This is a genomic window from Roseburia porci, from assembly GCF_009695765.1.
GTDB lineage: Bacteria > Bacillota > Clostridia > Lachnospirales > Lachnospiraceae > Roseburia > Roseburia porci.
In genome coordinates, this window is record NZ_VUNI01000001.1 from 81,515 (window position 1) to 102,922 (window position 21,408).

The following is a 21,408-nucleotide window of genomic DNA, read 5'->3' on the forward strand; positions in this document are numbered from 1 at the left end:
ATAAGAATCCGAATGTCAATTCAGACATAGTATCCCATATATTTTATCAGAATATCAAGTTAAGAGATGAAAGAATAAAACAGGATGATATATCATTTAACAGGAGATTGAAATGAGAGAAAAATATGAAAGTCTTTCACTGGTTGTCCTGAGAGACCTTGCGAAAGCGCGCGGAATGAAAGGCATATCAGGCATGAAGAAATCAGAACTGGTGGAACGCATGCTGGAAGAGGACGAGAAGGAACTTGGACATGGCAGAGAGAATGGAAGAGAGAATACAAACTCTGCAAAACATAAGAATTTCTATGCGGCAAAAGAAAACACAGACAATGTGGTAAGGGAAGAGAATGCTTCTCTGGACAGTGGACAGATGGCGAACGGAATACTGGAAGTAATGCCGGACGGATTTGGTTTTATCCGTTGTGAGAATTATCTTCCGGGAGAGAATGATGTTTACGTTGCACCATCGCAGATTCGCAGATTTAATCTGAAGACCGGGGACATCATTTGTGGTAATACACGTGTGAAGAATCAGGGCGAGAAGTTTTCTGCTCTTTTATATGTGACAAGCGTAAATGGATATCCACCTTCAGAGGCGCAGAAACGTGCAAACTTTGAAGATCTGACACCGATTTTCCCAAATGTCAGACTGCGTCTTGAAAGACCGGGTGGAAGCGTGGCAATGCGCGTTGTGGATCTGATCTCTCCGGTTGGCAAAGGACAGCGAGGCATGATTGTTTCCCAGCCGAAGGCAGGTAAGACGACACTTTTAAAAGAAATTGCAAGATCAGTAAAACATAATAACCCGGAAATGCATCTGATCATCCTTCTGATCGATGAAAGACCGGAAGAAGTTACCGATATTAAGGAAGCTATTGAAGGAGAGAATGTTGAAGTAATCTATTCCACATTTGACGAACTCCCGGAGCATCATAAACGTGTTTCGGAAATGGTAATCGAGCGGGCGAAGAGACTGGTAGAGCACAAGAAAGATGTCATGATTCTTCTTGACAGTATTACCCGTCTTGCGAGAGCGTATAATCTGACGGTTCCACCAAGCGGAAGAACTTTATCCGGAGGACTTGATCCGGCAGCACTTCATATGCCAAAGCGTTTTTTTGGTGCAGCACGTAATATGCGAGAGGGTGGAAGCCTTACGATTCTTGCGACAGCACTTGTGGATACCGGAAGCAAGATGGACGATGTTGTGTTTGAGGAATTTAAAGGAACCGGCAATATGGAACTTGTACTTGACCGTAAGCTCTCCGAGAAGCGTATTTTCCCTGCAGTAGATATTGTAAAATCCGGAACAAGAAGAGAAGATCTTTTGCTGGATGAAGACGAAAGAGCAGCAGTGGATAATATGCGTAAGGCGTTTAACGGTATGCGGGCAGATGAAGCTGTGGAGAATATCTTAAATATGTTTGCTCACACGAGAAATAATGCCGAATTTATACAGATGGTACGCAAAAACAGAATCTTATAGAATTTTTCTATAAAGTATTGCAATCGTGATATCTGTATGCTACAATGAATAAGCTGTTTATCGGGATGTAAACGGACGAACGTGTCGTTCTTCGCAACAAGTATCATATGCGGATCGGGCATACGGGTATAGAAGAATGAAGCTGACAATAAAACGATAAGAACATAGAAGAGGTGAAAATCATGAGAGAAGGAATCCATCCAGATTATTATCAGGCAACTGTAACTTGCAACTGTGGTAACACATTTGTAACAGGATCTACAAAGGAAGATATCCACGTAGAAATCTGTTCTAAATGCCATCCATTCTATACTGGACAGCAGAAAGCTAACCAGGCTCGTGGACGTATCGAACAGTTCAACAAGAAATATGGTATGAAACAGAACTAATTTTTTTAGTAGTACAGATAAAGGTTGAGGTTGCGAAATCTCAACCTTTTTTAACGAAGAGGGAAATTTATATGAGGTATTCGGGAGTTGGCGGTCAGGCTGTCATGGAAGGCGTTATGATGAAGAATCAGGAAAAGTACGCCGTGGCTGTACGAAAGCCGGATCAGGAGATTACAATAAAAGTCTCCGAATATAAGGGAATTATCCAGAATAAGAAAATACGTAATCTCCCAATTGTAAGGGGAGTACTTAGTTTTATAGAGTCATTGTATCTTGGTATGAGCACACTGACATATTCTGCTTCTTTCTTTGAAGAGGAAGAAGAGGGAAAAGCTCCAAAAGAGAAAACGAAAAAGGATGAGAAAAAAGATGCTGCTGTCATGGGTGGAACAGTTGTATTTTCCATTGTATTAGCACTTGCAATCTTTTTTGTGCTTCCATATTATCTTTCGGGAATATTTGGCAGGATGATTGAGTCATCAGCAATATTAGCATTGATCGAAGGGATTATCCGTCTTGTGATTTTTATTGGTTATATTGCGCTCATTTCTCTGATGCCGGATATTAAACGGGTATTTATGTATCATGGTGCAGAACATAAATGTATTAACTGCATTGAACATGGCATGGAACTTAACGTTGAGAATGTAAGAAAAAGCTCCAAGCTGCATAAACGTTGCGGAACAAGTTTTCTGCTTATCGTTATGCTGATCAGTATCTTTTTCTTTATGTTTATCCAGGTGGATTCCAGGGTATTGAAACTGGTGCTCAGACTGGTGCTGATTCCTGTGATTGCGGGAGTGTCTTATGAATTTATCCGTCTGGCAGGAAGATATGATAACTGGTTTGTAAATGCACTTAGCCAGCCGGGACTCTGGATGCAGGGATTAACGACAAAAGAGCCGGACGATGAGATGATTGAAGTTGGAATTGCTTCGGTAGAGGCAGTATTTGACTGGAGAGCATGGCAGAAGGAAGCGTAATATGACTTATTGTGAGGCAGTGGCTGCAGGTGAAAAAATATTAAATAATGTAGGAATATCGGATCCCAGAATTGATTCATGGCTGCTTCTTGAGATGGCATGCAAGATTGACCGTAATTTTTATTACATGCATATGGATGAAGAGATGACATCCGAGCAGATCGAAGAATTCAAATCTCTGCTGAAAAAAAGAGGGGAACACATTCCGCTTCAGTATATTACCGGAGAACAGGAATTTATGGGACTTACTTTTCATGTGAATTCCCATGTGCTGATTCCAAGACAGGACACAGAGACACTGGTAGAAGAAGCATTAAAACTTGTAAAGCCGGGAATGAAGATTATGGATATGTGCACCGGTTCCGGCTGCATTCTGATCAGCATTTTGAAAAATGCGAAAGATACAAGCGGATGTGGATTTGATATTTCCAAACAGGCAATTAACGTGGCTAAGGAAAATGCAAAACTGAATGAAGTGGTTGCTGATTTTGAGAAGAGTGATCTGTTTGAACATGTGACGGAACGGTATGATATGATCGTGTCGAATCCGCCGTATATCAAAACGGATGAGATCGTAAAACTGATGCCTGAGGTATCTGAATTTGAGCCGGTTCAGGCATTGGATGGGAAAGAGGACGGATTGTTTTTCTACAGGAAGATCATCAAAGAATGCCGGGATTATCTGAACCCGGGAGGATACGTACTCTTTGAGATCGGATATGACCAGGGTGAGGATGTTTCCGAAATGATGAAATATGCAGGATTTTTAAATGTACATGTGGTAAAAGACTTAGCTCGTAATGACCGTGTCGTAATTGGAATGTTGTAGCACTGCTGCGCAGAATTTCAATGGATAAAACGACTAAGAAGCTGATCAAGAAAGAGGTAAGAGAATGTTTGATAAATTAGATGATACTTTACGTCACTATGAAGAATTGATGAATACATTAAGTGAGCCGGATGTTGCGAATGACGCAGCACGTTTCCGCAAGCTTATGAAAGAGCAGAGTGATCTTGCTCCAATCGTAGAAACCTATAAAGAATACAAACAGTGCAAGCAGAATATTGAAGATTCCCTTGCAATGTTAAAGGAAGAATCCGATGAGGAAATGAGAGAACTTGCCAAAGAAGAACTGAATGATTCGAAAGCACGTCTGGAAGAATTGGAGAACAAACTGAAGATCCTGTTACTTCCAAAAGACCCGAATGATGACAAGAACGTTATCGTTGAGATCCGTGCCGGTGCAGGTGGAGATGAGGCAGCGCTTTTTGCTGCTGAGATTTACCGCATGTATATCCATTATGCGGAGAGCCAGAAGTGGAAGATTGAAACTCTTGAGATGGAAGAGATCGGGATCGGTGGAATGAAGTCCGTAAACTTTATGCTTTCCGGACCGAGTGTGTATTCCAAGATGAAATACGAATCCGGGGTACATCGCGTACAGCGAGTACCGGAGACAGAATCTGCAGGACGTATCCATACTTCAACAATCACAGTTGCAGTTATGCCGGAGGCAGAAGATGTCGATGTTAAGATTGAGGATAAAGACATCCGAATCGATGTTATGAGAGCTTCCGGAAATGGTGGACAGTGTGTCAATACAACAGACTCTGCAGTTCGTCTGACCCATTATCCAACTGGTATTGTAATTTACAGCCAGACGGAGAAATCACAGATCCAGAATAAGGAAAAGGCATTCGCTTTACTGCGTACCAAGCTGTATGATCTGGAGTTACAGAAGAAACAGGATGCAGAGTCTGCAGCAAGAAGAAGTCAGATCGGTACCGGAGATCGTTCCGAGAAGATCCGTACCTATAACTTCCCGCAGGGACGTGTTACGGATCACCGTATCAACCTTACGCTGTATAAACTGGACAAGATCATGAATGGAGACATTCAGGAGATCATTGATGCATGTATTGCAGCCGACCAGGCGAAGAAACTTGCAAATATGCAGGATGAAGGCTAAAACCTACACGGTCTTTGACATAGTCAAAAGACCGTGTTTTTTGTTTGGATGTATGCATAGACCTATAGAAAGTATTTTAAAAACCTCAACTGTTGATTGACTATGTTTTTTATAAATAAAAAGAGTTAAAAAGAATATAATTATGGTATAATTAGACCATAAACAAGGAGGTGTATGTTATGCCACAAATAATTCCAATTAAAGACTTGAAGAATACATCGGAGATATCTGATATGTGCCATAGGGCAGAGGAACCAATTTATGTTACGAAAAATGGCTATGGCGATATGGTAATTATGAGCATGGAGATTTATGAGTCAACCATGAGACAGATTGCCATGTACAGAGACATAGAGATATCTGAAAAGCAGATAGAGGCAGGACAGGTAAAGGATGCCAGAACAGCGCTTAGAGAAACGAGGGCAAAGTATGGCTTATAAATTAAATGTCACAGAGCATGCCGATGAATTGCTTGATAATTTGGTGTATCATTTGATTTATCGCTTAAAGAATAAACAGGCAGCGAAGCATCTGTTAGATAGTATTGATGTAATCTATGACAGGCTGGAGGTCCATCCTTTTCAGTTTCCCGAATGCAGAGATGCATATTTTGCTAAGAAAGGATATCGTGAGGCAGTTGTGCCACAGATGAATTATATTATCATTTTTGATGTGAGGGCAGATGTAGTAAATGTAGTTGGTATTTTTCATCAGTTAGAGAATTATCCAAAATAAACTGTAATATGGTTGGGGAGCTCAGAGTCAGTCGAAAGGCTGGCTCTAATTTTTAATATTGGAAAATTGGGAGGAAGATAGTAAAATAAAGCAGAGATCAGAGAAAGATGACAAAAAGAATTGGAGAGAATATAGATGTTAGATTGTATTATCATTGGAACCGGGCCGGCGGGATTGTCGGCTGCCCTAAATTTAAAAACATATCAGAAGGATTTTGTATGGTTTGGTGCAAAAACACTGAGTGATAAAGTGGCAAAGGCAGAAAAAATTACGAATTATCCGGGATTTCCGGAAATCAGTGGGAAAGACCTTTTAAAAAGATTTGAAGAACATATAGAAGCCGCTGGATTAGAGATCACGGAGAAGACCGTGACAAATGTAATGCATGCCGGCGATTATTATATGGTGTTGGCAGACAATCAGATCTACCAGACAAAAACATTGATCCTTGCAACAGGAGTCATGACAGCAAAATTGTTAGAGGGAGAGCAGGAACTGCTTGGAAGAGGAGTCAGCTATTGTGCAACCTGTGATGGAAGGCTTTATGAAGGAAAGAAGATTGCAGTGCTATGTAATGCACCAAAATTCGAACATGAAGTGGAATTTCTTGCGGATCTTGCTTCCGAAGTATTATATTTCCCAACATTTGAAAGCAATATAGAAAAAGAAAATGTTACCATCTGTAAGGACATGCCAAAGGCAGTCTGTGGAGAAGAATATGTGGAGCAGATCCGTTTGACAAGCGGAAAAACAGTAGACGTGGATGGTATTTTCTGTCTGAGAAATGCAATTGCGCCTGCAACGCTTGTTCCGGGATTGGAGATTGCAGATGGTTATATTGTGACAGATCGTCAGATGGCAACGAATCTTCCGGGATGTTATGCGGCCGGAGACTGCACGGGAAGACCATATCAGTATACCAAAGCAGCAGGTGAGGGGAATGTTGCTGCACACAGTGTTGTTTCTTATCTTGCAGAATAAATACCTGTTTCATAAAGTTGCAATGCGGCAACCGGTTTGTTATGATATAGAAGCAAAAAATACAGAAATTTGAGAATTTCAGATGGAGGTAAGAGTATGATTGAATATCGCTGGGCAACTCTGGGCTGTGGTGTGATTGCAAACCAGCTGGCACAGGCAATGGAAGAGCAGGGAGGTAAACTGTACTCTGTTGCGAACCGGACACATGAGAAGGCAATCGCTTTTGCACAGAAATATGGAATTGAAAAGGTATATGATCGTATCGAAGATGTATTTGAGGATGAGAATGTAGACATTATATACATATCGACACCTCACAACACGCATATTGAATATTTGAGAAAAGCATTGAATGCGGGAAAACATGTATTGTGTGAGAAATCCATTACGCTGAATGCACAGGAACTGGAGGAGGCAGTGGCTCTTGCCAAAAAGAATCATGTGATTTTAGCTGAGGCAATGACAATTTATCATATGCCGGTTTATAAGAAGCTGGAAGAAATCATTTCATCGGGAGTACTTGGACCGTTGAAGCTGATCCAGATGAATTTTGGAAGCTATAAAGATTATGATATGACGAACCGCTTTTTCAGCAGAAACCTTGCAGGCGGAGCAATGTTAGATATTGGTGTATACGCACTTTCTTTTGTGCGGTGGTTTATGACATCCAAACCGGATCAGATAGTATCGCAGGTTAAGTATGCGCCGACCGGCGTGGATGAGCAGGCGGGAATTCTTCTTAAGAATAAAGAGGAGGAGATGGCAACTGTAATTCTTTCGCTGCATGCAAAACAGCCAAAGAGGGGAACCATTGCATTTGACAAAGGATATATAGAGATTTATGAGTATCCGAGAGGAGAGGAAGCGGTGATCACATATACCGCAGATGGACACAGGGAGACGATAAAAGAAGGCAGCACAGACCTTGCGCTTTCTTACGAAGTACTTGATATGGAAAAAGCTGTTTCCGGTAAAGAGGATTCCATGCATCTGGATTATACGGTAGATGTTATGGATATGATGACTCAGATCCGAAAAGACTGGGGAATGAAATATCCGGAAGAAGAGTAGGGTGACAGCTGTGGGTAACAAAAAAGGATCATTTATAAAACAGGCTGGTATTCTTGCAGCAGCAGGAATTATCAGCCGAATTATTGGAATTTTATACAGAAGTCCGCTTACTTCTGTCATTGGTGATGAGGGAAACGGATATTATCAGTCGGCATACAGTATTTATACGATTGTATTGCTGCTCTGTTCCTATAGTATTCCATCTGCACTATCGAAGATTATTGCAGAAAAGCTTGCGAAAAAAGAATACCGGAATGTGCAGAAAATATTTCGCTGTGCCTTATTATATGTGTTCGTGGTCGGCGGAATCGCGAGCATTTTCCTGTTGTTTGGAGCAGGACTGTTTCTGGAAGGACAGGCTGCGGTTGTATTAAAGGCATTTGCACCGACCGTTTTTATATCAGGTTTTGTCGGTGTGCTCCGCGGCTATTTTCAGGCACATGGTTCTATGCTTCAGACATCGATTTCACAGATTATAGAGCAGTTGTTAAATGCTGTTGTAAGTATTCTGGCTGCATATCTTTTGATCCGGGCAACTGGAAGTACAGATTCTACAGATAAGGCGATAAGCGGTGCAGTGGGAAGTACGATCGGTACCGGAAGCGGTGTACTGATTGCTTTTATTTTTATGCTTTGTGCATATATGCTCAATCGTGGTTACATAAAAAAACGTACGGCAAGAGATCAGTCGGGGAAAGTGGATTCTTATCGCCAGATATTTGGAATGCTGCTTTCGATGGTGACTCCGATCATTATCAGTACGTTTATTTATAATTTTAATGTATCATTTAACCTGGTTGTTTACACGAAAACCATGGTTCATTTTAAAGGATTTACGTCAGCTCAGGCTGCAACACAGTATGGTATTTTCTCGGGAAAATCTTTAGTAATCCTGAATATTCCAATCGCGATCGCGGTGGCGATGTCTTCAGCGATGATTCCTGCAATTGCGTCAAGCCGTGCAATCGGAGACGAACGTGCGACAAACCGGAGAATTGAAAATGCAATGTTTGTAACGCTTCTTATTGCAATTCCATGTGCGGTGGGACTTCTCGTATTGGCAAAACCGGTTATGCAGCTGCTTTTTCCACAGAAAGATTCGCTGGATCTTGCATCCAGACTTCTTATGATGACAGCAATTACAGTTATTTTTGATTCGCTGTCGGCACTTGGAAATGGAATCCTGCAGGGACTTGGCAAAGTGAAGATCCCGGTTCGCAATGCGGCCGTGGCGCTGACACTTCAAAGTGGTATTCTGGCACTTTTACTGGCATTTACAGAGCTGAATCTGTATGCGCTTGTAATTTGCCTGTTGATTTATTCATTTACCATGTTCTTTTTGAATACACTTTCTGTTCATAAGTATACAGGACTGAAAGAGAATGTTATGAAACTGTATGTATGGCCGGTTCTTGCGACACTTATCATGGGAGCTTTCGCTTTTGCAACATACCATGCTGTATATATGCTGCTTCCAAGAAATGTAATTGCTTTGATATGTGCGATTGCAGTGGCCGGGATTGTATATTTTATTTGTGTGATCAAATTAAAGATCCTGACCGAAGAGGAACTGGATCTGATCCCATTTGGCGGGAAGATTGTTACGGTTGCAGAAAAACTGCATTTGATGTAATTAATATAGAACAAATAGAAAAGGAATTAGGATATGGCTGGTAAAATTCGATTGATAGCAAGTGATCTGGATGGAACATTATTGCAGAATGGACAGATCACCTGTAATGAGGAATTATTTCCACTTCTGGATGAACTTAAGGAGCAGGATGTGTATTTTGTTCCTGCAAGTGGAAGACAATATGGAAGTCTTTTGAAGTTATTTCATAAACGTCATGATAAGATGCTTTATTTATGCGAGAACGGAGCGCTTGTTATGTATCAGGATCAGGTAATTTATAAGAATCAGTTTGAAGATTCTCTGGCGCTTGATATCTGTCATACCGTGTATGATAATCCATGTTGTGAAGTGCTGATTTCGGGAGAAAGAACCAGTTATCTGATCCCGAAGTCGGAGGATTATGTAAGATATGTGAGGGACGATGTCGGAAATGATGTTACAATCATACAAAAACCGGAAGAGATTATGGAACCGATCATCAAAGTTTCTTATTTTACAAAAGCTGAGGATCGTGATCCGGTTACTGCCGATTTTCAGGCAAAATTCAAGGATTCCTGCCAGATTGTGACCTCGGGTAACCGCTGGGTAGATTTTGCACCGAACGGAACCAGTAAAGGAAGTGCGATGGAACATATTGGAAATCTCTTAAATATTGCTCCGGATGAGATGGCGGCCTTTGGAGATAATGAAAATGACCGTACGATGCTTGGATATGTCGGACATCCTTATATTATGGAGAACTGTAATCCGACAATACGCGATATACCGGGAGAAAGCTGTTATCGCGTGGAACAGACCCTGAGAGATCTATTGAAGAACATGAATTAGAATTGGAGAATGGGAATGAACAGAAAACGGGTTGGAATGTTAATATTTATTGGGATACTGGCGGTTCTTTGTGTCGTAACAGCAATGACACCTGGAATAATTACAGATCCGGAAAATTACACATGCAGTTCTTATGCGACGATTGTAGCACTTCTGCCGCCGGTAATCGCAATCGGACTTGCCCTGATCACCAAAGAAGTATATACATCTCTGCTTGCGGGAATTATTACGGGAGGACTTTTGTACTCGAATTTTAACCTGGAGCTGATGATCAATACCATATTTTTCCAGGAAGATGGTGGAATGGTAAGCAAACTGGCGAATTCCTGGAATGTTGGTATTCTGGTGTTCCTTGTTATGCTTGGAATTCTGGTTTCTATGCTGAATAAAGCCGGTGGCTCAGCCGCGTTTGGAAAATGGGCATCTAAACATATAAAAACAAGGATCGGAGCACAGATATCGGTTATGATCCTTGGAGTTCTGATATTTGTGGATGACTATTTTAACTGCCTTACAGTAGGAAGTGTTATGCGTCCGGTCACAGACCGGCATAAAGTCTCCAGAGCAAAATTATCCTATATTATTGATGCAACGGCAGCACCGGTGTGTATTATTGCACCGATCAGTTCCTGGGCAGCTGCGGTTACTTCTTCCGTTCCGGAAGATGCAAAGATTAACGGATTTGCTGTTTTTCTTCAGACGATTCCGTATAATCTGTACGCAATATTGACTCTGGTCATGGTTGTTCTGGTGACGCTGCTTCGCGTGGACTTTGGACCGATGAAAAAGCATGAGATGAATGCAATTGCAGGAGATTTATTTACAACGCCGGGGCGGCCTTATGAGGGAAACGAAGAAGAGGTTGTCAATGAGAAAGCACACGTGCTGGATCTTGTTCTTCCGGTAGTTGTGCTGATCACAAGCTGTATTATCGCAATGATCTATACCGGTGGATTTTTTCAGGGAACTTCGTTTGTGGAAGCGTTTGCAGGTTCAGATGCTTCAGTCGGTCTTGTATTAGGCGGTGCAGTTACACTTGCATTTACGTTTGTTTATTATATGATGCGTGATGTGCTGTCATTTGAGGAATTTGCAAAATGTATTCCGGAAGGTTTCCAGTCGATGATCGCACCGATTCTGATTCTGACAATGGCATGGACGTTATCGGGAATGACCAATCTTCTTGGAGCAAAATATTTTGTAGCAGATCTTGTTGCACATTCAGCAGAGGCAATGCAGGGATTCCTTCCTATGATCATTTTCCTTGTTGCCGCTTTTCTGGCATTTGCAACAGGAACTTCATGGGGAACATTCAGTATATTGATCCCGATTGTGATCGGAGTTTTCCCGGAAGGACAAATGATGGTAATCTCAATCGCAGCATGTCTGGCCGGTGCAGTCTGTGGGGATCACTGTTCCCCGATTTCGGACACAACGATCATGGCTTCAGCGGGCGGACATTGTGAGCATGTAAATCATGTTGTGACACAGCTTCCGTATGTTATGGTTGTTGCCGGGGTATGTTTGTTTGGCTACATGTTGATCGGAATTTTCATGGCAGCCGGGTTACGGGCACTCACATGGCTGGTGCTTCCGGTCTGCATTGTAATCCTTGTGGGACTTCTTTTGGGAATACGATCAAAAACCGGAGGAAAGGAAGCAATTTGATGAAAGAAAATGACGGGCAGCATCTGGTGTATCATGAGTTTGCACCAGTGTATGATCAACATTCCCGAATACTGATACTTGGCAGTTTTCCGTCTGTAAAGTCCAGAGAACAGCAGTTTTATTATGGACATCCGCAAAACCGGTTCTGGAAACTGTTAGCAGGTCTTTTACAGATTCCGGTGCCGGAGAGCATAGAGGAGAAAAAGCAGATGCTTCTTACACACCACATTGCGCTTTGGGATGTGATTGCATCCTGTGAGATTACAGGATCATCGGATGCAAGTATTCGAAATGTTGTTCCGAACGATATTTCGAAAATTCTGCAGGAAGCTCCGATCGAGAAGATTATTGCAAACGGAACAAAAGCATACGAACTGTATCAGAAATATATTTATCCGTCTACCGGACAATGTTGTCAGAAGATGCCGTCAACGAGTCCTGCCAATGCAGCGTGGAACATGGGACGGCTGATGGAAAGCTGGCAGACGGTAATTCCGGCAAAATAGAAAAATTATGAGTAAAATTCACAAGGAGATCGAGATATGCGTATTGATTTTGGCAGTGTAGAAGAGAAAAAGATTGCAAATTTTAAAGGTGGCATGCAGACATTCCGGACAAGAATGTTTGATGACGGTTCTGCAAAAATTATGTATGGGACACTGGAACCGGGAGCATCCATCGGACTTCATACCCATGAAACAAACAGTGAGATCATCTACGTTCTTTCCGGAAAAGGCCGGATGATCTATGATGAAACAGAAGAACAGCTTCAGGCAGGGGAGGCGCATTATTGCCCGAAGGGACACACGCATAGTTTTATCAATGATGGAACCGAAGATCTTGTGTTTTTTGCAGTAGTTCCTGAATTGACTGAGGCTGCAGAAGAACCAAAAGAACAAAAAGATACACAATGCTTTGCTTATGTCGACGGATCTTATAATAAAGTGTCTGGTACATATGGATATGGCGGATTTGTGATGCATGATGGGAAAAAGGAGATTCTGCAGGGAAGCGGGACAGATCCTGAGATGGCATCCATGCATAATGTGGCCGGAGAGGTTCTGGGAAGTATGGCTGCGATTCAAAAGGCAGTGGAACTTGGGATTGCGGAAATTACGATTTTTTATGATTATATGGGAATTGAAAAATGGGCAAAAGGTGAATGGAAACGGAATAAAAAAGGCACGATTGCCTATTACGATTTCATTCAGTCTGTGAAAGACCAGATCCGGATCGAATTCAAAAAGGTAAAGGGACACTCCGGAGTAGAAGGAAATGAAGAGGCGGATAAGCTGGCAAAGCAGGCAGTCGGTCTGTAAAACACAGTTCTTTTGCTATGGTGCATAATTTAAGGTTGAAAAGAACAATCTATCCATGAAGAGATGAGAGTGAAAGGAATACTACATGAATTCATGGATCAGATCCCAAAAGGAAGAAAAAATATATATTGCCGTTATGAACGGGCAGGAATGGGCGGATACGAAAGAGTGCAGAAATAACCTTTGTGTCCGCCCTTTTTCGCCTTCTCTTCGCTATTGCAGAATGGAACGGAAGCGGGACCGGTTGCGGATACAGATGGAAACACCATCAAGAAAGAGTGAAACAAAGGAATTTTACTATAGTATCTGGATTGCAGGGAATCTGTTTGTGATTGTTGGAGAAGATGATTTCCTGGTTAAGAATATGACAGAGATCATGAAGAAAATGGATGAGAAAACGAAGCTGGAGGAGCAGGATGAAAAATGGGCAGCGGGATATCTTTCCAGCCTCCTGGAACAATGGTTTAAGAGCATTTTAAAAGATGATCTTGAATTTCTGCAGTCTGTCGAACTGGAGATTGCAAAGCTTGAGGAGGCAGTCCTGAAAGGAAAATGTCCGGAATTTAACGCCAGAATGCTTCCGGTCAAAAAGCAGATTGCCCGTTTTTACCGGTATTATAATCAATTGGTGGAATTAAGTCAGGAATTGACAGAACTTGGGGAATTTTCGGAAAAGGAAAGTAAGGAAAACTGGATGAATGGATTTAAGGAGCGCTGTAGTCTCCTCGCCGGACAGACACAGATCATCCGGGAATATATGATACAGGTTCAGGAAGTGTATCAGTCGGAGATTGAGATCCGGCAAAATGATGTCATGAAAGCACTTACCATGGTGACAACCATATGTTTTCCACTGACACTGGTGGCAGGCTGGTATGGAATGAATTTTAAATATATGCCGGAAATCTACAGCAGGTATGGGTATCCGGCAGTGATCTTTATCTGTGTGATTATTATTATCATTTCGCTGATTATTTTCAAAAAAAAGAACTTCTGGTAGGAAAATCGGATATAATGTATTATACTATAACATTATGACGTCAAAGTGCGAAAGTATAAAGAGGAGTAGGGTGATATATGAGTTCATTTAATGTAGAATTAAAAAAAGTCGTAGATGACAGTTATGAAATTGAGATCGGCTATGAACTTTCCAACCAGCTTGTTGAGGATCTGGAAAAGGGACTGGTCGGCAAGATCAAAAGATTTGCCGTGATCACAGACAGTAATGTCCGCGATCTGTATGCAAAACCAATCTGCGAGAAGCTGATCCATTCCGGATTTCTGGTAGATATGTTTGTTTTCCCGGCCGGCGAAAAAAGCAAGACGCGTGAAACAAAGGCAAAACTTGAAGATGCAATGTTAGAAAAGGGCTATCGCAGAGATTGCTGTGTCATTGCAATCGGAGGAGGTGTTGTTTCTGATATCGCAGGATTTTTAGCAGGAACTTATGGAAGAGGAGTGCCGTTCATTAATTATGCGACAACACTTCTTGCAGCCGCAGATGCATCAATTGGAGGAAAGACAGCGGTAGACACGCCGCTTGCAACCAATCTGATCGGATTATTCAATCAGCCAAAGAAGGTGTACATTGATATTGCATGCTGGAAAACACTTCCGGATCGTCAGATGAGAAGCGGAATGGCAGAAACCATCAAACATGCATGTATGGCAAGTATGGATATGTTTGAGTTCATTGAGGAAAACCTTGATGATATTATGAATTTTAAAAAGTTTGCATGTGAATATATTACCGAGAATAACTGTAATATTAAATATCAGGTCGTAATGAAGGATGAGAAGGAAAGCGGACTGCGCGAGATCTTAAATCTGGGACATACGGTTGGACGTGCTATTGAAACAGTCAGTGAATACAAGCTGTTACATGGGGAGGCACTGGCAATTGGAATGGCTGCCGAGGTGTTATTGTCTGCACGTCTTGGTTATATGTCAGAAGAAGAGGCACAAAGAGTGATCGACCTTTATAAAAAGACAGGACTTCCGACAGAGATTCCGGATTATATCGATCGTGAGGAGCTTGTACATAAGCTTTATACAGACAAGAAAGTCAGAGATGGAAAACTCCGTTTTGTTTTGCAGAAAGGAATCGGGGATATTGTAGAATATACACCGGGTGTCTATGCAAGACCGATCGAGGAAGATCTGGCAAGAGAAATCATCATGGAGTTGTAAAGGATGCAGATTTATATGGCCCCTTTAGAGGGAATTACCGGTTTTGTGTTCCGGAATGCTTTTCATAAATATTATGGCGGTGTGGATAAATATTTCACACCGTTTATTACACCACATACCAAAAAGAATATGGATGCAAGAGAACGAAGAGACATTCTTCCGGAAAATAATCGTGGGATTACCCTTGTCCCACAGGTTCTCACCTGTCAGGTGGAGGAAATGATCTCCATCAGCAGGGAATTGAAGGAACTGGGTTATACACAGATCAATCTGAATCTTGGCTGTCCGTCGGGAACGGTTGCAGCAAAGGGAAAAGGATCAGGCTTTTTGGATGATCCGATAAAACTGGATCGTTTTTTTGAAGTATACTTTGAAAATTCTGACATGCCGCTTTCCATCAAGACACGAGTCGGAGTGGAAGAAACGGATGAGTTTGAACAGCTGCTTGCAGTCTATAAAAAGTATCCATTTTGTGAGGTGATCATACATCCGCGGCTCGGAAAGGAATTTTATCGGGGAACGGTACATCGTGATCTTTTTTCGAGAGCAGTAAAAGTATTGCCACAGCCGGTGTGCTATAACGGGGATATTTTTACAACCGTGGATTTTCAAACTGTTTCAGGAGAAAATCCGGAATGTGAAAGATACATGCTTGGACGTGGACTTTTATGGAATCCACAGCTGGCAGAAGGGATTGTGAGCGGGAGGATGACAGAATTTGATCTTGTTCGTTTTGAACAGTTTCATGATGAGATTGTGAGTGGATACCGGGAATATATATCGGGAGACCGTAATGTCCTGTTTCGCATGAAGGAACTCTGGGGATATTGGAAAGATTTGTTCCCGGCTGATAAAAAGCATTTTAAAAAGATACGAAAAGCATCTACACTCATGGAATACGGACAGGAAGTGAGAATGCTTTTCGAAGAAACGAAAGCTTAGGAATCAATAAGGATCAGCCCCTGTGTGAACTCATTTTGGGGAAGCGAGGCGCCGTTTGCGATCATAAGCTGCCGGTAAAGATCTGCCGCGAACAGGTCTTTTTTGAAAAAAGAATATGCATCGGAAGTAAGAATCGTGGAAGCGTCTGCAACTTTGGTAATGAGAGGAACAGATGCTTCTTTTTTCATATCTGAAAGCAGGGCACCCGCAGACTTCCGAAAACCAAGGATTCGAAGATATGGAATCCAGTCCATGCTTTTTCCAAAATCATAATCGCTGTTTCGAATATCAAGAAGGATATGAATAAGAGCACGGCTGATCCTGGAATAGGTGATTTCTTTTGTCTTTAATAAAGAAGTAAATTGTCCGACAGTCTGATACTGCCCGAGCTGATTGTCAATCCGGTTGGACAGGTCGTGGCTGCAGTCGGCAAAGCAGTCATAGTCTTTTTCAGAAAGTGAAAAAAGACGGTAGGCAAGCATCTGTGAGGGAGAATTTTCATCCAGAAACGGAAAATTCTTTTGGTATGCATCCAGAATATGGATGGTTGTTTCCGGCATGGAAGCAGATAATTCCTGGGCACAATGACCTGCAAAGAGCGCTTTTCGTATTGCAGTGGCAGAAGCAAGCGCGGAATGGATATCGGGTGCGTGGTATCCGTCTCCCTTTCTTGGAATCAGAACCGGAGTGATTGCCTTTGCGGCAGAAGCTGTCTGCTGTAATGCTTTTAAATATTCCAGCGCAAGAATGTTATTTGGGGATGCTAAAAGAAGTGTAATTTCTGGAAGTTTCCGAGATAAAGCAGGGTCTTTTTTTACAGCGGATGACAGAGCCTGGCTTCTTGCAGCAGGAAAGGAGAGCCCTTTTTTCAGATTCTGTGACAGGAAATTCTGATATGCAGCATCTTCCTGTGACAAAAGTGAGGAAATGGATAAAAGAAGATCCAGATCATCGCATTCAGCACCAAAACAAAGGTGTGTAACATTTCCCATCTTCTGGAATAAACGGACACCTGCCTGGGCAAAATATTCAGCAGAGGCGGTTGCCCATACGCATGGAAGTTCGATTACAAGATCTGCTCCGGCAGACAGTGCCATTTTTGTGCGGGCATATTTATCGGTGAGAGCAGGGACTCCGCGCTGCAGAAAATCGCCGCTCATGGCAACTACAATATAATCAGCTCCGGTTTTTTGCTTTATCTGTTCAAGCTGATAGTAATGTCCGTTATGAAATGGATTATATTCTGCGATGACACCTGCAATCTTCATACTTTCCTCCTGGTATTCACAAATTTATAATTATGATAACATGATGCCGGAATCACGGCAATTGTATACGGAAAAAATGTGTATAATACAGGAAAAAATCAAGGAATATATTTAATAGGGAATATTTGTAAAATTAGCTTGTGTACCCCCAAAAATAGGAATATAATAGGAGCGGTGGAAAAAATAAATAGATGAGGAGAAATAATCATGAATGTATTAGTAATTAACTGTGGAAGTTCTTCCTTAAAATATCAGCTGATCAATTCTGATACAGAAACTGTAATTGCGAAAGGACTCTGCGAGAGAATCGGTATTGACGGAAGACTCACATACCAGAAAGCAGGTCTTGATAAAGAGGTTACTGAGGCAGCAATGCCAACACATAAACAGGCAATCCAGCTGGTTTTAGATGCACTTGTAAATGAGAAAACAGGAGCAATCAAATCTCTTTCTGAGATTGATGCAGTCGGACACCGTGTTGTACATGGCGGAGAGAAATTTGCTTCATCCACATTACTTACAGATGAAGTATTAAAAGTTGTTGAAGAATGCAATGATCTTGCACCACTTCACAATCCTGCAAATCTGATCGGAATCCGTGCATGCCAGGAATTAATGCCAAATGTACCTATGGTCGGTGTGTTTGATACTGCATTCCATCAGACAATGCCGGATGTTGCATATATGTATGGTCTTCCATATGAATATTATGAGAAGTACAAAATACGTAGATATGGATTCCATGGAACAAGCCACAGCTTTGTATCCAAACGAGTTGCTGAACTTGTTGGCAGACCATATGAAGATATGAAGATTATTGTTTGCCATCTTGGAAACGGAGCCAGTGTATGTGCGGTTGACCATGGCAAATCTGTAGATACATCTATGGGACTTACTCCATTAGAGGGACTTATCATGGGAACACGTTCCGGAGATATTGATCCTTCAATCATAGAATTTATTGCCCAGAAAGAGAATCTTTCTCTTGCAGAGGTTATGAACGTATTAAATAAGAAGTCCGGTATTGCAGGAATGTCTGAAGTATCCAGCGACTTCCGTGATCTGCTCGCTGCTTCAAGAGAAGGTAACGAGAAGGCAAGACTTGCAATTGATGCATTTGCTTATCGTGTTGCAAAATATATCGGAGCATATACAGCTGCAATGAATGGTGTGGATGCAATCGCATTTACAGCAGGACTTGGTGAGAACAATGCAATGGTTCGTGGAAAAATCTTAAGCCATTTCGGATATCTTGGAGTAAAAGTTGATGACGCAAGAAACGAAAAGGCTGCCGGAGTTGAGTCTGTAATTTCTGCAGATGATTCAAAAGTAATCTGTCTTGCAGTTCCTACAAACGAAGAACTTGCAATTTGCAGAGAGACGGTTGCTCTTGTAAAATAATGAAAAATTTTGTTGACAAACAATAATGCCATATGTATAATTGTTTAGGTGTGAATAGGAGAATGCCATGAAGATTGATGTTTCTGACATTTTAAAATCGATTAATAAAGAGACGAAAGAGGAAGTTACGTATGATTTTGACTCCTTCCAGTCGCGTTTAGGAGATTTCCCTATCCGCAGTAAATCACCGGTAATTCTGAGAATCGCAAACCAGGAGAATAAGAAGCTTCTTATTCAGGGTACTGTGGATCTCGTTGCAGATATTCCGTGTGGCAGATGTCTGGAGAATGTTCCGACATCGATCCATTTTGACATTGATAAAGAGCTGATCATACAGGACGGTTCTGTTGTTGATGAAGATATGGAAGAAATTGACTACCTGATTGGGTTTGAACTGGATGTAGATAAACTTGTCTACGCCGAAATTTTGGTGAACTGGCCGATGAGAGTTCTGTGCAAGGACGATTGTAAAGGAATTTGCAAAGTCTGCGGGATGAACTTGAATAAGGGAGCCTGCAATTGCCAGAGAACAGAACTTGATCCAAGAATGGCAGCAATCCAAGATATTTTTAACAAGTTTAAGGAGGTGTAAACAAATGTCCATTTGTCCAAAGAATAAATCTTCCAAAGGAAGAAGAGATAAAAGAAGAGCAAACTGGAAAATGACTGCTCCAGCATTAGTAAAATGCAGCAAATGTGGTGCTTTAATGATGCCTCACAGAGTTTGCAAGAACTGTGGATCTTACAACAAAAAAGAGATCATTCCTCAGGATTAATTTGTAGGAATGCAGTGATATCAAGGGCTGAGCGATTTCGCTCAGCCCTTTGATTTTGCAAAAAAATAAGGAGACATAACGGATATGAGAAAGAACAGATTCAGACTTTTCTGGCTTCTGATTGCAGCACTTCTCTTATTCAGCGGATGTGATGTATCAACTTATACAGATCAGAAAAGTACTGCATCACAGGAAACAGTTCCGGAATCTGCAACCACACCTTATGTTACGGTGAATAATAATGTGCCGTATTTTTCAGAGGATGATCTTACTACGGACGCATTTGAAGATTACAGCGAATTAGACGCTCTTGGAAGATGCCAGGTGGCATATGCAAATATATGTAAAGAAATCATGCCGACAGAAGAAAGAGGCGAGATTGGAATGATACGTCCAAGCGGATGGCATACCGTAAAGTATGACATCATAGATGGAAAGTATCTTTATAACAGATGTCATCTGATCGGCTATCAGCTGGCGGGAGAGAATGCGAATGAAAAGAATCTGATTACGGGAACCAGATATCTGAATGTAGTGGGAATGCTTCCTTTTGAAAATATGGTTGCTGATTATGTAAATGAAACGGACAATCATGTGTTATATCGGGTTACACCTGTATTTGAAGGGGACAATCTGGTGGCAAGCGGAGTACGTATAGAAGCGGAATCGGTGGAGGACAAAGGAGCAGGAATTCTGTTCCACGTTTATTGTTATAACGTGCAGCCGGGCATTACAATTGATTATGCAACTGGAGACAGCTGGCTGGCAGAGGACAGTGAAGACAATGATAAAACAGAAGTACAATCGAATGTACCTTCTGGACAACAGAATGCCATAACAGATAAGGATAACAGCAGTACTGACGGGAACGATGATAGCAGCGTTATGGTACATGTGACGGATACGGGGACGAAATATCATTCTGCCGGATGCAGTTATCTGTCGAAAAGCGATCATGAAATTACATTGGAAGAGGCAAAAGAACAGGGGCTTAAGCCTTGTTCGAAATGTAATCCCCCACAATAAATGTAGGATTTATAAAAAAGAATTGACGATAGGATTATGGATGCGTTATAGTGGTAGGGTTAAGGAATGGAGGTATACATATGGGTGATTTTTTTAATCCGGATAATGCATTTTCAAAAGTTATGACAAAAATAGTGGATGTCGTATGGCTTAGTATTTTATTTGTAATCAGTTCAATTCCGATTTTTACGATCGGAGCTTCGATGTGTGGACTTTATTATTCCGTGAATAAATCCGTTCGTCATAACAGAGGGTATGTGTCAAGTGAATTCTGGCACGGATTTAAGAGCAACTTTAAGGTTGCCACACCAATCTGGCTGCTCAGCCTCCTTGGATATTTGATTATGGCAGTAGATTTATATCTTACCAATCATATGATGACAGGATCTGCACATTCAGTACTTACGATCGTGTTTATTGTGATTATCGTATTTCTGATTTCATGGAATCTGTACACATTTCCATATATCAGCAGATTTGAAAATACAAGAAAAGAAAGTATGAACAATGCGGGAAGAATTGCGATTGCGGAGCTTCCGTGGACCGTTCTGATTCTGGTCCTCTGGGTTGCATCCGTTTTTGTCTGCTATATTTTCACACCGGCCATTTTCTTTATTCCGGCGCTGTTTACATATATTGAGAACCATATTCTTGAGAGACGATTCTTAAAGTATATGTCAGAAGAAGATATTGAAGCAGAAAAAGAACGTAACCAGGAGAGTTTTAATTAGAAAATATCCAT

23 protein-coding genes are annotated in these 21,408 nt (G+C 41.5%); 22 read left to right on the forward strand and 1 reads right to left on the reverse strand.

Annotated features, from left to right (window positions below):
- Positions 1-112 precede the first annotated feature (112 nt).
- The 17 genes from rho to FYJ75_RS00545 all read left to right on the forward strand — a co-directional run bounded on the left by rho (position 113) and on the right by FYJ75_RS00545 (position 16,195).
- The gene (gene rho, locus FYJ75_RS00465) at positions 113-1,486 is read left to right on the forward strand and encodes a transcription termination factor Rho (protein ID WP_154427734.1); all 1,374 of its coding nucleotides are present in this window, start codon (positions 113-115) and stop codon (positions 1,484-1,486) included.
- Positions 1,487-1,668: 182 nt separating this feature from the next.
- Complete coding sequence (gene rpmE, locus FYJ75_RS00470) at positions 1,669-1,875, forward strand: 50S ribosomal protein L31 (protein ID WP_154427736.1); 207 nt, start codon at positions 1,669-1,671, stop codon at positions 1,873-1,875.
- 71 nt (positions 1,876-1,946) lie between these two features.
- On the forward strand, positions 1,947-2,858 hold the full coding sequence (locus FYJ75_RS00475; protein WP_154427738.1) for a DUF1385 domain-containing protein: 912 nt from the start codon (positions 1,947-1,949) through the stop codon (positions 2,856-2,858).
- Between the two features lies 1 nt (position 2,859).
- Positions 2,860-3,687, forward strand: a complete 828-nt coding sequence (prmC, locus tag FYJ75_RS00480) for a peptide chain release factor N(5)-glutamine methyltransferase (protein ID WP_154427740.1) — start codon at positions 2,860-2,862, stop codon at positions 3,685-3,687.
- A 64-nt stretch (positions 3,688-3,751) separates the two neighbouring features.
- Complete coding sequence (gene prfA, locus FYJ75_RS00485) at positions 3,752-4,828, forward strand: peptide chain release factor 1 (protein ID WP_154427742.1); 1,077 nt, start codon at positions 3,752-3,754, stop codon at positions 4,826-4,828.
- A gap of 179 nt (positions 4,829-5,007) precedes the next feature.
- Positions 5,008-5,268, forward strand: a complete 261-nt coding sequence (locus FYJ75_RS00490; protein WP_154427744.1) for a type II toxin-antitoxin system Phd/YefM family antitoxin — start codon at positions 5,008-5,010, stop codon at positions 5,266-5,268.
- Positions 5,258-5,563, forward strand: a complete 306-nt coding sequence (locus tag FYJ75_RS00495; protein ID WP_154427746.1) for a type II toxin-antitoxin system RelE/ParE family toxin — start codon at positions 5,258-5,260, stop codon at positions 5,561-5,563. The genes FYJ75_RS00490 and FYJ75_RS00495 overlap by 11 nt, the downstream gene beginning before the upstream one ends.
- 135 nt (positions 5,564-5,698) lie before the next feature.
- Positions 5,699-6,544, forward strand: coding sequence for an NAD(P)/FAD-dependent oxidoreductase (locus FYJ75_RS00500; protein WP_154427748.1), 846 nt, complete (start codon positions 5,699-5,701; stop codon positions 6,542-6,544).
- Between the two features lie 96 nt (positions 6,545-6,640).
- On the forward strand, positions 6,641-7,615 hold the full coding sequence (locus tag FYJ75_RS00505; RefSeq protein WP_154427750.1) for a Gfo/Idh/MocA family protein: 975 nt from the start codon (positions 6,641-6,643) through the stop codon (positions 7,613-7,615).
- Between the two features lie 10 nt (positions 7,616-7,625).
- Entirely contained in the window at positions 7,626-9,248 is a 1,623-nt protein-coding gene (locus FYJ75_RS00510; RefSeq protein WP_328596799.1) for a putative polysaccharide biosynthesis protein, read from the forward strand.
- 33 nt (positions 9,249-9,281) lie between these two features.
- Complete coding sequence (locus FYJ75_RS00515) at positions 9,282-10,076, forward strand: HAD family hydrolase (protein ID WP_154427752.1); 795 nt, start codon at positions 9,282-9,284, stop codon at positions 10,074-10,076.
- Between the two features lie 15 nt (positions 10,077-10,091).
- Positions 10,092-11,744 carry a Na+/H+ antiporter NhaC family protein gene (locus FYJ75_RS00520; protein ID WP_154427754.1) on the forward strand — a complete coding sequence of 551 codons (1,653 nt, stop codon included), beginning with the start codon at positions 10,092-10,094 and terminating at the stop codon, positions 11,742-11,744.
- On the forward strand, positions 11,744-12,250 hold the full coding sequence (locus FYJ75_RS00525) for a DNA-deoxyinosine glycosylase (protein WP_154427756.1): 507 nt from the start codon (positions 11,744-11,746) through the stop codon (positions 12,248-12,250). The genes FYJ75_RS00520 and FYJ75_RS00525 overlap by 1 nt, the downstream gene beginning before the upstream one ends.
- Before the next feature lie 36 nt (positions 12,251-12,286).
- Positions 12,287-13,063, forward strand: a complete 777-nt coding sequence (locus FYJ75_RS00530) for a cupin domain-containing protein (protein ID WP_154427758.1) — start codon at positions 12,287-12,289, stop codon at positions 13,061-13,063.
- An 85-nt stretch (positions 13,064-13,148) separates the two neighbouring features.
- Complete coding sequence (locus tag FYJ75_RS00535; RefSeq protein WP_154427760.1) at positions 13,149-14,063, forward strand: CorA family divalent cation transporter; 915 nt, start codon at positions 13,149-13,151, stop codon at positions 14,061-14,063.
- 77 nt (positions 14,064-14,140) lie between these two features.
- On the forward strand, positions 14,141-15,253 hold the full coding sequence (gene aroB, locus FYJ75_RS00540) for a 3-dehydroquinate synthase (RefSeq protein ID WP_154427762.1): 1,113 nt from the start codon (positions 14,141-14,143) through the stop codon (positions 15,251-15,253).
- Positions 15,254-15,256: 3 nt separating this feature from the next.
- On the forward strand, positions 15,257-16,195 hold the full coding sequence (locus tag FYJ75_RS00545; RefSeq protein WP_154427764.1) for a tRNA dihydrouridine synthase: 939 nt from the start codon (positions 15,257-15,259) through the stop codon (positions 16,193-16,195).
- Here the strand turns inward: FYJ75_RS00545 and FYJ75_RS00550 are convergent.
- Positions 16,192-17,463 (reverse strand): nucleotidyltransferase, encoded by a 1,272-nt coding sequence (locus FYJ75_RS00550; RefSeq protein ID WP_154427766.1) that lies wholly within the window; start codon positions 17,461-17,463, stop codon positions 16,192-16,194. The genes FYJ75_RS00545 and FYJ75_RS00550 overlap by 4 nt on opposite strands.
- A gap of 207 nt (positions 17,464-17,670) precedes the next feature.
- Here FYJ75_RS00550 and FYJ75_RS00555 point away from each other — a divergent pair, with 207 nt between their 5' ends.
- The 5 genes from FYJ75_RS00555 to FYJ75_RS00575 all read left to right on the forward strand — a co-directional run bounded on the left by FYJ75_RS00555 (position 17,671) and on the right by FYJ75_RS00575 (position 21,397).
- Positions 17,671-18,864 carry an acetate kinase gene (locus tag FYJ75_RS00555; RefSeq protein ID WP_154427768.1) on the forward strand — a complete coding sequence of 398 codons (1,194 nt, stop codon included), beginning with the start codon at positions 17,671-17,673 and terminating at the stop codon, positions 18,862-18,864.
- A 67-nt stretch (positions 18,865-18,931) separates the two neighbouring features.
- Positions 18,932-19,456 carry a YceD family protein gene (locus FYJ75_RS00560; protein WP_154427770.1) on the forward strand — a complete coding sequence of 175 codons (525 nt, stop codon included), beginning with the start codon at positions 18,932-18,934 and terminating at the stop codon, positions 19,454-19,456.
- A gap of 4 nt (positions 19,457-19,460) precedes the next feature.
- Complete coding sequence (rpmF, locus tag FYJ75_RS00565; protein ID WP_154427772.1) at positions 19,461-19,640, forward strand: 50S ribosomal protein L32; 180 nt, start codon at positions 19,461-19,463, stop codon at positions 19,638-19,640.
- Positions 19,641-19,724: 84 nt separating this feature from the next.
- The gene (locus FYJ75_RS00570; RefSeq protein ID WP_154427774.1) at positions 19,725-20,666 is read left to right on the forward strand and encodes a DNA/RNA non-specific endonuclease; all 942 of its coding nucleotides are present in this window, start codon (positions 19,725-19,727) and stop codon (positions 20,664-20,666) included.
- An 80-nt stretch (positions 20,667-20,746) separates the two neighbouring features.
- On the forward strand, positions 20,747-21,397 hold the full coding sequence (locus FYJ75_RS00575; RefSeq protein WP_154427776.1) for a YesL family protein: 651 nt from the start codon (positions 20,747-20,749) through the stop codon (positions 21,395-21,397).
- Positions 21,398-21,408: the final 11 nt, after the last annotated feature.

Bases quoted from the DNA above. Each gene is read 5' to 3' on its own strand.
- rho (WP_154427734.1), top strand. From the start codon at position 113: ATGAGAGAAAAATATGAAAGTCTTTCACTGGTTGTCCTGAGAGACCTT.
- rpmE (WP_154427736.1), top strand. From the start codon at position 1,669: ATGAGAGAAGGAATCCATCCAGATTATTATCAGGCAACTGTAACTTGC.
- FYJ75_RS00475 (WP_154427738.1), top strand. From the start codon at position 1,947: ATGAGGTATTCGGGAGTTGGCGGTCAGGCTGTCATGGAAGGCGTTATG.
- prmC (WP_154427740.1), top strand. From the start codon at position 2,860: ATGACTTATTGTGAGGCAGTGGCTGCAGGTGAAAAAATATTAAATAAT.
- prfA (WP_154427742.1), top strand. From the start codon at position 3,752: ATGTTTGATAAATTAGATGATACTTTACGTCACTATGAAGAATTGATG.
- FYJ75_RS00490 (WP_154427744.1), top strand. From the start codon at position 5,008: ATGCCACAAATAATTCCAATTAAAGACTTGAAGAATACATCGGAGATA.
- FYJ75_RS00495 (WP_154427746.1), top strand. From the start codon at position 5,258: ATGGCTTATAAATTAAATGTCACAGAGCATGCCGATGAATTGCTTGAT.
- FYJ75_RS00500 (WP_154427748.1), top strand. From the start codon at position 5,699: ATGTTAGATTGTATTATCATTGGAACCGGGCCGGCGGGATTGTCGGCT.
- FYJ75_RS00505 (WP_154427750.1), top strand. From the start codon at position 6,641: ATGATTGAATATCGCTGGGCAACTCTGGGCTGTGGTGTGATTGCAAAC.
- FYJ75_RS00515 (WP_154427752.1), top strand. From the start codon at position 9,282: ATGGCTGGTAAAATTCGATTGATAGCAAGTGATCTGGATGGAACATTA.
- FYJ75_RS00520 (WP_154427754.1), top strand. From the start codon at position 10,092: ATGAACAGAAAACGGGTTGGAATGTTAATATTTATTGGGATACTGGCG.
- FYJ75_RS00525 (WP_154427756.1), top strand. From the start codon at position 11,744: ATGAAAGAAAATGACGGGCAGCATCTGGTGTATCATGAGTTTGCACCA.
- FYJ75_RS00530 (WP_154427758.1), top strand. From the start codon at position 12,287: ATGCGTATTGATTTTGGCAGTGTAGAAGAGAAAAAGATTGCAAATTTT.
- FYJ75_RS00535 (WP_154427760.1), top strand. From the start codon at position 13,149: ATGAATTCATGGATCAGATCCCAAAAGGAAGAAAAAATATATATTGCC.
- aroB (WP_154427762.1), top strand. From the start codon at position 14,141: ATGAGTTCATTTAATGTAGAATTAAAAAAAGTCGTAGATGACAGTTAT.
- FYJ75_RS00545 (WP_154427764.1), top strand. From the start codon at position 15,257: ATGCAGATTTATATGGCCCCTTTAGAGGGAATTACCGGTTTTGTGTTC.
- FYJ75_RS00550 (WP_154427766.1), bottom strand. From the start codon at position 17,463: ATGAAGATTGCAGGTGTCATCGCAGAATATAATCCATTTCATAACGGA.
- FYJ75_RS00555 (WP_154427768.1), top strand. From the start codon at position 17,671: ATGAATGTATTAGTAATTAACTGTGGAAGTTCTTCCTTAAAATATCAG.
- FYJ75_RS00560 (WP_154427770.1), top strand. From the start codon at position 18,932: ATGAAGATTGATGTTTCTGACATTTTAAAATCGATTAATAAAGAGACG.
- rpmF (WP_154427772.1), top strand. From the start codon at position 19,461: ATGTCCATTTGTCCAAAGAATAAATCTTCCAAAGGAAGAAGAGATAAA.
- FYJ75_RS00570 (WP_154427774.1), top strand. From the start codon at position 19,725: ATGAGAAAGAACAGATTCAGACTTTTCTGGCTTCTGATTGCAGCACTT.
- FYJ75_RS00575 (WP_154427776.1), top strand. From the start codon at position 20,747: ATGGGTGATTTTTTTAATCCGGATAATGCATTTTCAAAAGTTATGACA.